Origin of the sequence: Micromonospora sp. RL09-050-HVF-A (genome assembly GCF_019374995.1) — a bacterium.
Lineage (GTDB): Bacteria > Actinomycetota > Actinomycetes > Mycobacteriales > Micromonosporaceae > Micromonospora > Micromonospora antibiotica.
Map to the genome: position 1 here is coordinate 6506718 of NZ_JAGKQP010000002.1, position 11545 is coordinate 6518262.

Here is an 11545-nt window from a genome sequence, read left to right on the forward strand (position 1 = left end):
CGCGGGTCGGGGAGTTCTGCACCCGGAAGCGCCGATTCGCCCCGGGCAGACCCAGTCTTCGTGATTGCCCGGTCACCGGTCAGGGCCGTTGGTCCCGCCCTCGCCGGGTCGTCATGCCCCGCCCGCCCCGGCGGAAACCAACCCACGGACGACGATGACCGGCGCGGGCGCGTGGTAGAGCAGGGTCTGGCTCACCTCGCCGAGCATCCCCCGCCCCGGCTGGTCGCCCCGGGCGCCGACCAGCGCCACCTGCACCGACCGGGACTGCTCCACCAGGACGGTCCCCGGATCGCCGCGTACGGTGTGGCACTCCGCCGGCACGTCCGGATGGTGCCGGCGGGCCTGGCCGACCAGCGTGCCGAGCACGTCGTCGCCGTCGTCGGGTCGTCCCGGCTCGATCACCCGTACCGCGATGACCCGGGCCCGGCGGCGGGCGGCACAGCCGAAGGCGAAGGCGAGCGCGGCCCGGGAGCTGGGCGAGCCGTCCACGCCGACCAGCACCGGGCCCGGGGGCGGTGGGTCGCGGCGGACCACCAGCACCGGGCAGCCGGCACGGGCGGCGAGCTGCACGGCGGGCGCGTCGGCGGGTACGCAGCCGCCGCGGCCGGCCATCCCGCCGTCCCCGATGGCCACGAGGAACGCCGTCCCGGAACGGCGGATCAGGGCCTCGACCGGTGCCCCCTCGACGATCTCCCCACTGACCGGCAGCCCTGGTTCGACATCGTTCGCGGCCGTGGCGGCCCGGGCGACCAGTTCCTCGGCGGCGTCGCGGCTGCCGGCGACCGACGGGCCGGCCAACGCGGCCTCCCAGTCGAAGGCGTGCAGCAGGGCCAGGTCCCGGCCGTGCGCGGCGGCCTCCCGGGCGGCCAGCCGGACCGTCGTGAGGTCCGTCGGCGCCGGCCCGACACCGACCACCACCGGCCCGCCCGTGGACCCGGTCATCCGGTTCACCTCCCGGGCGCCCGCACCTACGCCCCGCGCCGTCCCCACCGACGCTAGTCGCGCCGGGGGGGCGGTGGAGCCCGATCAGCCGGACGGGTCGGTCCGGTCCCCGGGTGTACGCGCAGCACGACGGCGGTGGCGTTGTCGCTGCCGCCCTCGGCCAGGCTCGCGGCGAGCAGGGCGCGTACCGCCCGGGTCGGGTCCGGCTCGGCGAGCAGTTCGCGTAGCCGGTGGTAGTCGAGCTGGTCGCTGACCCCGTCGGTGCAGAGCAGCCAGGTGTCGCCGGGGCGCAGCGGCACCCCGAGCAGGTCCGGGTCGGGCCGGTCGGGGTGGCCGAGGTAACGCAGCAGTTGGTAGCGGGCGCGGGACGCCTCCCGGGAGTTCGCCGGCCACCAGCCGTGCAGCACCCCGAGCCAGGCCATCGTGTGGTCCACGGTCACCAGTTCCAGCAGCCCGTCGCGCAGCCGGTAGGCCCGGGAGTCGCCGAGCTGGACGATCCAGGCCAGTTCGCCGTCGGGCGCGGCGAGCAGCGCGGTCAGCGTGCAGCCGGCCAGCTCGTCGACGGCGGCGCCGGCCCGGCGTACCCGGATCTGGGCCTCGGTGACGGCGGCGCGCAGCTCGCGGGGGCCGACGGCCGGCCAGCCGGCGTGGACCAGTTCGCGCAGCGTGTCCCGCGCGGTGCTGCCGGCGACCCGGCTGCCCTCGCCCTCGCCCATGCCGTCGACGACCACCGCGAACGGTAGTTCCGGGTCGACGTGCAGGACGTCGAAGTTGGCCGAGTAGCGGTGACCGGCCACGGTGCCGCCGGCGATCTCCCACTCGATCCGGCCGACGGGCAGCCGGCGGGCCGCCTCGATGGGCTGGTCGGTGGTGCGGCGACGGAACACCAGCGGACGGTAGCACCGTCGCGGGCCTGGACCGGGGCGTCCGGCGTCGTGTCGGCGCAGGTCGGGTGCGTCAACTATGGTTGACAAGGCCGAATTGTCAACGTAAGTTGACAGCATGAGTCGGGCAACGGAACTCGCGGCAGCCGCCGGCAGCACCGACCCCCGGGTCGGCCTGCGCGCGGTGCTCGCCCTGCGTCGGCTCCTCGAACGGCTGGAGGTGGTCCAGGTGGACAACGCCCGACGGCAGGGCTGGTCCTGGCAGGAGATCGCCGACGCGCTCGAGGTGAGCCGGCAGGCGGTCCACAAGAAGCACGCCGGGCGACCGGCGGTCCGAGGAACCTGGGAGGAATGATGTTCGAGCGGTTCACCGATCGGGCCCGCGCCGTCGTCCGGAGCGCGGTCGAACAGGCCCAGCGCGACGGGCGACGTCCCGTCGGCACCGAACACCTGCTGCTCGCCGTCCTGGCCGACACCGATGCGCTCGCCAGCCGGGTGCTCACCTCCGCCGGCGTCGACGCCGACGACCTGCGCGCCCGGATCCGGCGGCACGTCGGTGATGGCGGGCTCGGGCTCGGCGAGGCGGACGCGGCCGCGCTGCGCGAGATCGGCATCGACCTCGCGGCCATCGTCGCCCGGATCGAGGACAACTTCGGCCCGGACGCCCTGCGCGAGGCGGTCCCGGCCCCACGTCGACGGTGGCGGCTGCGCCGGCCGGTCGGCGGGCCCTTCTCGCCCCGTTCCCGCAAGGTGCTGGAGTTGGCGCTACGCGAGGCGCTCCGGCTGCGGCACCGGCACATCGGCACCGAACACCTACTGCTCGGCGTGCTCCGCGAGGGTGGCGGCCTGGGGGCGGTGGTGCTGACCGAGGCGGGCGTGGACCTCGACGACCTGCGCCGACGGGTCGAGTTGGCGCTGCGGACGGCGGCCTGACCGGTCGGGTAGGTCCCAACCCGGATCAAACCTGTTTGCGGTCAATGCAACGTCGGTCGTCGTCGGGTCGCTGACCCGGCCGGGGTGCTGCACACTGACGCCGTGGACGGTGCAGAGCAGAAGCGTACGGTGACCGACGGCGACCGCGCCCCGCGCTCGGCGGTGGTGGTCAACCCGACGAAGGTGACTGATCTCGACGAGTTCCGCGCGACCGTGGAGGAGGCGCTCGCCGCCGCCGGTTGGCCGGCCCCGACCTGGTACGAGACCACCGCCGAGGACCCCGGCCGGGGCCAGACCGAGCAGGCCGTCGCCGCCGGGGCCGAGCTGGTCTTCGCCTGCGGCGGCGACGGCACCGTGATGGCCTGCGTCACCGCGCTCGCCGGCACCGACGTCGAACTCGCCGTGCTGCCCCAGGGCACCGGCAACCTGCTCGCCGCCAACCTCGGGCTCTCCAACGACCTGGCCGCCGGCCTCCAGGTGGCCGTCGAGCGCGGACGACGCCGACTCGACGTCGGCGTCGTCGACGACCGGTGCTTCGCGGTGATGGCCGGGATGGGCTTCGACGCGCAGATGCTGGCGGACACCTCCGAGACCACCAAGGCCCGGATCGGCTGGCCCGCGTACGTGGTGGGGGCCGCGAAACACCTGCGGGACCGGCCGATGCGGGTCACCATCCGCATCGACGACCGGCCGCCGATGCGTCGCCGGGCCCGCTCCGTGCTGATCGCCAACGTCGGGCGGCTCCAGGGTGGGGTGCGCCTGCTCACCGAGGCCGAGCCCGACGACGGCTGGCTCGACGTCGCCGTGCTCACCCCGCGTACGCTGCGGCACTGGCTCACCATGGGCTGGGCACTGGTCCGCCGGCAGGGCAGCGTCCCGCAGATGGAGGTCCAGCGGGCCCGCAAGGTCGTCATCACCAGCAACCGGGCCCAGCCCCGGCAGCTCGACGGCGACCTGATCGCACCGGGGCGGACCCTGACCGCCGAGATCAGACCCGGGTCGCTCTGGCTCTGCGTGCCGCGCCCGGCCCAGGACCCGGATCTGGCGTACGACGCCGACGCGGCGGCGCAGCGCGGCGAGAAGCTGATCGAGGAAGCCCGCCGTGAGTAGCACCAAGCTCGTCCCCGAGACCCGGTTGATGGCGTCGGACGCACTCTCCGCCGACGACGCCTGGCGTACGCTGCGCCGGCTCGGTGGCTGGCAACTGCTGCGGGACGCGTTCATCCGGTTCCGCTACGGCGACGGGTTCAGCCACTCCCGCGCGTTCGCCCTGCAACTCTGCCTCGCCGTGGTCCCGTTCCTGATCGCGCTCACCGGCCTGATCAGCGACCTGGGTGTCGAGGAGGGCGGCCGGGTGGTCGCCGACACCGTGCTGGCGCTGACCCCCGGGCAGAGCGAGCAGGTGGTGCAGGATCTCCTCGGCGACGGGGACCGCACCGAGAGCACCGGCGAGTTGGCGTTGACCCTCGGCCTGATCACCGGCCTGGTGGCGCTGACCACCACCATGGCCCAGATCGAGCGCGGCGCCAACCGGATCTACGGCGTCGAACGGGACCGCCCCGCGCTGTGGAAGTACCTGCGCGCGGCGGTGCTCGCCGTGGTCGCCGGCCTGCCCGCGCTGGCCGGGTTCCTGATCCTGGTCGGCGGCGGGGCGATGGGCGAGTCGGTGCAGCGCCACTACGAGTGGGGTGATCTCGCCGCCGGCCTCTGGGAGGTGGTGCGCTGGCCGCTGAGCCTCGTGCTGACCGTGGTCGCGGTGGCGGTGATCTTCCGGCACGCGCCCCGACGCAAGCAGCCCGGCCTGTCCTGGCTCTACTTCGGCGCCGGCATCGCCACCGCCCTGTGGTGGCTGGCCAGCCTGCTGCTCGCCGCGTACGTCAAGTTCAGCGGCGGCTTCGGCCAGACGTACGGGGCGTTGACCGGGATGATGGCGTTGCTGCTGTGGGCCAACCTCACCGGCATGGCGCTGTTCGGCGGGTTGTCGTTCGCCGCCCAGTTGGAGGCGATGCGGATCGGCGCTCCGGAGCCGGCCCAGCCGGACCTGTGGGAGCCCGAGGCCGAGCGGGAGGAACTGCTCGACACCGGTGACATGACCGCACTCTGAGCCCGCCACACCGGACGGGCGTGTACGGGACGGCAGAATCGGGTACAGCGCGCCTCGCCACGTTGACGCAGGGAGGTGCGGGGTGACCGCGGTCAAGGACACGACGGCCCGACGGCCGCTCGGCCATTTCGCCGAACGGAGCGTCGCCGGCCTGCTGGCCGTGGCCGGCGCGGGCGTGGCCTTCGGGCTGCTGCTGATGCTCGTCCGGTTCAAGTGGAGCCCGATGTACCACGCCGACCACGAGGCGGCCGAATGGTTCAACGGGCTCGTCGCGCCGCACCACGCGTTGGTCACCGTGCTCCAGGCGGTCACCGACCTGGGTGGCCGACCGGTGCTGATCTGGCTGGTCACGATCGCCGTGGTCACCCTGCTGATCCGTCGCCAGTCCCGGCTGGCGGTCTACCTGATCGTGACCGGGGTGGGCGGGCTGATCCTCGACCCGTCGCTCAAGGCCCTGGTCGGCCGGCTCCGCCCGGTGGTCGACGTCCCGGTGGCCAGCGCACCCGGCAACAGCTTCCCCAGCGGGCACGCGCTCGGCTCGTTCGTCGCGTACGGGGCGTTGCTGCTGGTCTTCCTGCCCGCCATGGCGCCCCGTTGGCGTAAGCCGGCGATCGCCATCGTCGCCGTGCTGGTGGCGCTGATCGGGTTGACCCGGATCGCGCTCGGCGTGCACTTCGTCTCCGACGTGATCGGCGGCTGGCTGCTCGGCGCGGCCTGGCTCGGTGTCACCGCGTACGCCTTCCGGCTGTGGCGGCGCGAGCGTGGCCGGCCGGTGTCGTCGCTGAGCGAGGGGCTGGAACCGGAGGCCGGTGACAAGATCACCCCCGCCCCGGCCGAGGAGCACGTGCTGGAGCACCCGCGCTCCGCCGTAGCCGAGCTGCTGGTCGGCTGGGTGATCGTCTTCGGCGCGCTCTACGCCTTCGGCAGCTACGTCAGTTACCACGCCAAGGGCACCATCTTCGAGACCCTGGACACCGACGTCCCGCGCTGGTTCGCCGCCCGGCACACCGACTTCCTCACCGAGCTGAGCTGGTGGTGGAGCAAGTTCGGCGACACCCACGCCATCCTGATCGTCTCGCTGGTCTTCTGCCCGCTGGTGCTGGCCATCTGGAAGCGGTGGCGGCCGGTGCTCTTCGTGGTGCTGGCGCTCTTCGGCGAGCTGAGCCTGTTCCTCGCCTCGGCCCGGGTGGTGGACCGGCCCCGCCCGGCGGTGGAGAACCTCGACGGGCAGATGCCCACCTCGTCCTTCCCGTCCGGGCACATCGCCGCGACCACCTGCCTCTGGCTGGTCATCGCGATCATCGTGTTCGTCCGTACCGACCGCTGGTGGCGGTGGCTCTTCGTGGCGATGGCCGTGATCATGCCGGTCGGGGTGGCGGTCTCCCGGATGTACCGGGGCATGCACCACCCGACCGACTTCATGGGCGCGCTCATCCTCAGCGGCCTGTGGATCGGCCTGCTCTACTGGGTGATCCGACCCAACGCCGACGTCTACGAGGGCAACCGGCCCGAGATCGAGTCGGAACAGGTCGACGAGCTGGACGACGAGCTGGCCAAGGCCGGCCGTCCCGGGTGAGCCGGCCACCGTGCTGCGGATGATGACCTGGAACATCAGGACCGGCGGTCGGGACCGGGCCGGCCCCGACCGGCGGGACCTGGTGTGCCGGGTCGTCACCGCGCAGGCCCCCGACGTGCTGGCCGTGCAGGAGCTGCGCGGCTTCGACCGGCCGGGGGTGCTGGCCGGGTTCGCCGACCGGGTGGGGATGCGCCCCCACCTGGCCCGCAGCTGCTTCGGTCAGCCGGTGGCGGTGCTGGTCCGCCCGCCGTGGCGCATCCGCTCCGCCGGGCCGGTCCGTCGGCCGTTGCACCACGCGGCGCAGCGGGTCGAGCTGGCCACCACCGCCGGCCCGCTGACCGTGTTCGGCACCCACCTCGACCCGTACACCGGGCTGCGGCGGCGCATCGAGGCCGGCTGGCTCGCCCGTGCGGTAGGCCGCGTGCCGGGGGAGTTGGCGCTGCTCGCCGGTGACCTGAACACCCTGGACCCGGGCACCGACCACGCCGACCGGGTGGCCCGGCTGCCGGCGGCGTACCGGCGGCGGCACCTGCGCCGCGACGGGCGGACCGTGGACACCCGGGCGGTGGCCCGGCTGCTCGCCGCCGGCCTGGTCGACCTCTGGACCCACGCCGCCGGGCCGCCTGAGCTGCCCCGCGTCGGCGGGCCTGCCGATCCGACCCACGTCGCCGGCCCGGCCGAGGTCGGATTGACCGCGCCGACCCGGCACGGCGGTGGCGTCGAGTTCTCCGGCATGCGGCTGGACTACCTCCTCGGCACCCCGGCGCTCGCCGCCCGGTTGCGCGACGTCCACGTGGTACGCGGCGGCGACACCGAGTACGCCTCCGACCACTACCCGGTCGTCGCCGAGCTGGACCTCGATCCGGCCTGACGGGCTCGTCGCGGATGCCTGGCGGCTGCACGCCGCCGTGCTGTTCATCGCACCGAGCCGTGCTGTTCTTTGCGGCGAGCCGCGCTGGTCACCGCCCTGGCCGCGCTCGTCCCGGTGCCGTTGCGGCTGGGTGGCCCGCCCGGTCGGCGACGCGGGCACTCTGTCCGGTCGGCGACGCGGCACCCTGTCCGGTGGGGGAGCGGAGCCACCACCTCGGCATGCCCTTATGCCGCTGGGGCATAAATATGACAAGCAGGCATGTCTACTCCGGGCAAGTGGTACCCACCATGCCGCATGTGCGGCAGCCGCCGCTCGGCGGTCCTCCTGTCGTTCGGCGCGGTGGGGCACTACGTCGGGGTGCGGCACCCGAGCCGGTTCCGCCATCGTCAGAGGAGCAGGTTGACCAGGACGGTCAGGGCGATGGAGGCGAGCACCGAAAAGAGAATCATCAGGAGGCAGCCGAAGCCGCCGCCGAGGGGTCGGATCTGTGTGTTACCGAAGCGCATGGCTCACCCTCCCGGGTTCGGGTCGAGCAGGTCGCGGATTGCCCCGGCCACCGGCCCGGGGCGGTGGTGAGCACGTTGTGGGCGGCATCGGGCACGGTGACCAGTCGGGCGTCGGGCACCAGCCGGGTGACCTGGGCACGCCACCGGGGCGGCACGATCGGGTCGCGTTCCCCGGCGAGCACGAGGGTGGGCGCGGTGATCCGGGCCAGGTCCGCCTCCACCGCGTGGCGTACCGAGTGCGAGACGGTGGTGGCGACCCGCCACGGCCGGGCGTCGAGGACGTCGCGGCACAGGATCGGCACCTGCCAGGGCGGCTCCCGCAGGGTGTCCACCAGCCACCGCCCGACCAGCCCCCGGCGGGACCGCGCGGTCGGATCGCTGGTCGGCCCGGCCAGCACCAGTGCCCGGACCGCTCCGGGGCGGGCCACGGTGAGCGCGGCGGCGACCTCCGCGCCGAACGAGTGCCCGACCAGGCAGACGGGCGGCATCCGGTACGCGTCGAGCCAGGCCAGCAGGTGGGCGACGTGCTGCCGCAGGTCGTAGGCGTGGCCGGGGTGGGCGCTCAGCCCGAAGCCGGGCAGGTCCGGCGCGTACACGGGGTGGGTGGTGCCGAGCGTCTCGGCCAGCGGGGTGAGATAGCGGTGCGACACGGCCAGCCCGTGCACCAGCAGCACGGGGGGTGTGTCGGGGTCCACCGGGTCGGCGGAGCGCCGGGTGTGCGTGCGGAGCCGGTCGACGAGACGGAACTCGCTTGTCAACGCCGCCCGCACCCGGGGCCCGGCAACCTCCGGGCCCGGCGCGGTGACAGGGTAGGACGTGTGGGCGGGGCCGGGAGTGTGGGCGGGGTGCCGATCCAGGCCGGCCGTCGGGCGCGGCGCGGCGAGGGCGCGCCGCAACGCGCCGGGGCCGACGCCGGTCGGGTGCGGATTGGGACGGGTACGCGACCCGTCCCGACCCGCCACGGAGGTCACAGGTCGCGCAGTCGGGGCAGCAACTTCTCCTGCGCCCAGTCCAGGAACATCGGCTGGCTGTCCCCGCCGACCTGCACGATCGCCACGTGCGTGAAACCGGCGTCGACGAAGGCGCGGAACGCCTCGACGTGCCGTTCGACGTCCGGACCGCAGGGGATACCGTCGGCGACGTCCTCCTCCCGGACGAACTGGGTGGCGGCGGCGAAGGCATCCGGGTCTGGCAGGTCGGCGTTGACCTTCCAACCGTTGCCGAACCAGCGGAACTGGTCGTGCACGATCTTGCGGCACTCGGCCTCGTCGGGGCCGTAGCAGATGGCCACCTGGCCGTAGCGGGGCTGCCCGGCGCCGCCCGCGTCGTCATAGAGCTGGATGATCCGGGAGTCGGGTTCGGTGGCGACGATGCCGTCGGCGTACTCGGCGGCGAGGGCGGCAGACGACGGTCCGGATGCGGCGACGGCCATCGGTACGGGGCGTCCTGGCCGGTCCCAGACGTAGGCGTCGGGGACGTCGAAGTGGTTGCCGGAGAAGGTCAGCGTCTCGCCGTTGAGTAGCGGACGGATGATCTGGAGCGCCTCGGAGAACATCTCGTGCCGCTGCTGCACGTGCGGCCAGCCGCCGACCACGTGTTCGTTGAGGTTCTCCCCGGCGCCGAGGCCGAGGGTGAACCGCCCGTCGGAGAGCACCCCGATGGTGCTGGCCTTCTGCGCCACCACCGCCGGGTGGTAGCGGCGGATCGGGCAGGTCACGAAGGACATCAGCTCGGCCCGGCTGGTGGCGTGGGCGACCGCGCCCAGCACCGACCAGGCGTACGGGGAGTGGCCCTGCGCGTCGAGCCACGGGTAGTAGTGGTCGGACATGACCAGCTGGTCGAAGCCGGCTGCCTCCGCCCGTACCGCGTGGTCGACCAACTGCTTGGGGCCGGTCTGTTCGCACATCAGGGTGTAGCCGACGCGGACCATCCTGGTTTCTCCTCCCGGGCGACGATCGTCACCGGATACCCCTGCGCGACGCCGGTCAACCTCGCCGGTGCGGCCGGCTCGCCCGACCGGGTGACCCTTGACGGTCCCGGGAGGGGGGTCTGGGGTCCGACTTAACCGGTTCAGGCTGGTGGTGTCACATCCTGTGGTGGGGATGACTGCCCCCTGTGGCGGCCCATGGTCGGTGTGGGTCGCCACAGGCCCGGCGGGAAACGCGTCAGCAACTTAACCGGTTGCCTTCCCGGCTCCATCGGCATACGCTGATCCGCACGCGGCCAGGGAGTTCCGGCGGCGGCTGTCGGGCTGCAGCCGAGCGCCACCCACCAGCATCGCCACCCCGCCAGGGCAACGGGGTCGACCCTTCCTGAGGAAACCCATGAAGAAGCGACTTTCCGTCGCCGGTGTCGCCCTGCTCACCGTCCTCGCCGCCGTGTTCGCCTTCGGTCAGCCGGCCCAGGCCGCAGCCGGTTTCACGGTCTCCGGTGGCAAGCTCTACGACGCGAACGGCAACGAGTTCATCATGCGTGGTGTCAACCACGCCCACACCTGGTACCCGCAGCAGACCACCTCCTTCGCCAACATCAAGGCGCTCGGTGCGAACACCGTGCGGGTGGTCCTGGCCAGCGGTGACCGCTGGACCAAGAACACCGCCGCCGACGTCAGCAACGTCATCTCGCTCTGCAAGGCCAACAAGCTGATCTGCGTGCTGGAGGTGCACGACACCACCGGCTACGGCGAGCAGGCCGGGGCGATCACCCTGGACCGGGCGGTCGACTACTGGCTGAGCATCGCCAGCGCCCTGCAGGGCCAGGAGCGGTACGTCATCGTCAACATCGGCAACGAGCCGTACGGCAACCAGGGCTACGCCACCTGGGCCACCGACAACGCCAACGCGATCAAGCGGCTGCGGGCCGGCGGCATCACCCACACGATCATGGTGGACGCCCCGAACTGGGGTCAGGACTGGTCGTTCACCATGCGCGACAACGCGGCCGGGGTGTTCGCCGCCGACCCGCAGAAGAACACCGTCTTCTCGATCCACATGTACGGCGTCTTCGACACCGCCGCCGAGATCAGCGACTACCTGGGCCGGTTCCGCACCGCCAAGCTGCCCATCGTGGTCGGCGAGTTCGGTTTCGACCACTCCGACGGCAACCCCGACGAGGACACCATCCTGTCGTACACCCAGGCCAACGGGATCGGTTACCTCGGCTGGTCGTGGAGCGGCAACGGCGGTGGCGTGGAGTACCTCGACATGACCACCAACTTCAACCCGGCCGCCCTGACCACCTGGGGGCAGCGGATCTTCAACGGCGTCAACGGCATCAAGTCGACCGCGAAGGAGGCGTCGGTCTACTCCGGCACCACCCCGACGACGCCGCCCACCACGCCGCCGACCACCCCGCCCACGACCCCGCCGACCAGCCCGCCGCCCACCACCCCGCCGGTCACGACCCCGCCGGCGACCGGTGGCTGCACCGCGACGTACACGATCATCGGTTCGTGGCAGGGCGGGTTCCAGGGTGAGGTCAAGGTGACCGCCGGCAGCGCGGCCATCAACGGCTGGACGACGAAGTGGACCTACGCCAACGGCCAGACCGTCAGCCAGGCCTGGAACGCGACGCTGAGCAGCAGCGGCAGCACGGTGACCGCGCGCAACGTCGACTACAACGGCCGGCTCGGTGCCGGGGCCAGCGCGGCCTTCGGTTTCATCGGCAGTTGGACCGGCAGCAACCCGGCCCCCACGGTGACCTGCACCGCGAGCTGACCGCCTCCGCAGC

11 protein-coding genes are annotated in these 11545 nt (G+C 73.0%); 7 read left to right on the forward strand and 4 right to left on the reverse strand.

The window, feature by feature from the left end; translation table 11 throughout:
* Positions 1-111: 111 nt before the first annotated feature.
* Together J7462_RS28860 and J7462_RS28865 are read right to left on the reverse strand one after the other, a co-directional pair.
* The gene (locus J7462_RS28860) at positions 112-942 is read right to left on the reverse strand and encodes a universal stress protein (RefSeq protein WP_219468846.1); all 831 of its coding nucleotides are present in this window, start codon (positions 940-942) and stop codon (positions 112-114) included.
* Positions 943-995: 53 nt separating this feature from the next.
* Complete coding sequence (locus J7462_RS28865) at positions 996-1829, reverse strand: PP2C family serine/threonine-protein phosphatase (RefSeq protein WP_208569914.1); 834 nt, start codon at positions 1827-1829, stop codon at positions 996-998.
* A gap of 115 nt (positions 1830-1944) precedes the next feature.
* Here J7462_RS28865 and J7462_RS28870 point away from each other — a divergent pair, with 115 nt between their 5' ends.
* The 6 genes from J7462_RS28870 to J7462_RS28895 all read left to right on the forward strand — a co-directional run bounded on the left by J7462_RS28870 (position 1945) and on the right by J7462_RS28895 (position 7310).
* The gene (locus J7462_RS28870) at positions 1945-2181 is read left to right on the forward strand and encodes an HTH domain-containing protein (RefSeq protein WP_219468848.1); all 237 of its coding nucleotides are present in this window, start codon (positions 1945-1947) and stop codon (positions 2179-2181) included.
* Positions 2181-2759, forward strand: a complete 579-nt coding sequence (locus tag J7462_RS28875) for a Clp protease N-terminal domain-containing protein (RefSeq protein ID WP_219468850.1) — start codon at positions 2181-2183, stop codon at positions 2757-2759. The genes J7462_RS28870 and J7462_RS28875 overlap by 1 nt, the downstream gene beginning before the upstream one ends.
* A gap of 102 nt (positions 2760-2861) precedes the next feature.
* Positions 2862-3869, forward strand: a complete 1008-nt coding sequence (locus tag J7462_RS28880; RefSeq protein ID WP_219468853.1) for a diacylglycerol kinase family protein — start codon at positions 2862-2864, stop codon at positions 3867-3869.
* The gene (locus J7462_RS28885; RefSeq protein WP_219468857.1) at positions 3862-4863 is read left to right on the forward strand and encodes a YihY/virulence factor BrkB family protein; all 1002 of its coding nucleotides are present in this window, start codon (positions 3862-3864) and stop codon (positions 4861-4863) included. The genes J7462_RS28880 and J7462_RS28885 overlap by 8 nt, the downstream gene beginning before the upstream one ends.
* Before the next feature lie 82 nt (positions 4864-4945).
* Positions 4946-6439, forward strand: coding sequence for a phosphatase PAP2 family protein (locus J7462_RS28890; RefSeq protein WP_219468861.1), 1494 nt, complete (start codon positions 4946-4948; stop codon positions 6437-6439).
* Between the two features lie 10 nt (positions 6440-6449).
* Complete coding sequence (locus J7462_RS28895) at positions 6450-7310, forward strand: endonuclease/exonuclease/phosphatase family protein (protein ID WP_219468864.1); 861 nt, start codon at positions 6450-6452, stop codon at positions 7308-7310.
* A gap of 448 nt (positions 7311-7758) precedes the next feature.
* Here the strand turns inward: J7462_RS28895 and J7462_RS28900 are convergent, their stop codons facing one another.
* Both J7462_RS28900 and J7462_RS28905 read right to left on the reverse strand, forming a co-directional pair.
* Entirely contained in the window at positions 7759-8574 is an 816-nt protein-coding gene (locus J7462_RS28900; protein WP_255597938.1) for an alpha/beta fold hydrolase, read from the reverse strand.
* 209 nt (positions 8575-8783) lie between these two features.
* Positions 8784-9746: a TIGR03557 family F420-dependent LLM class oxidoreductase gene (locus J7462_RS28905; RefSeq protein WP_219468866.1), complete on the reverse strand. Its 963-nt coding sequence runs from the start codon at positions 9744-9746 to the stop codon at positions 8784-8786.
* Between the two features lie 394 nt (positions 9747-10140).
* On the opposite strand from J7462_RS28905, the gene J7462_RS28910 reads away from it, so the two are divergent.
* On the forward strand, positions 10141-11532 hold the full coding sequence (locus J7462_RS28910) for a cellulase family glycosylhydrolase (RefSeq protein ID WP_219468868.1): 1392 nt from the start codon (positions 10141-10143) through the stop codon (positions 11530-11532).
* Positions 11533-11545: the final 13 nt, after the last annotated feature.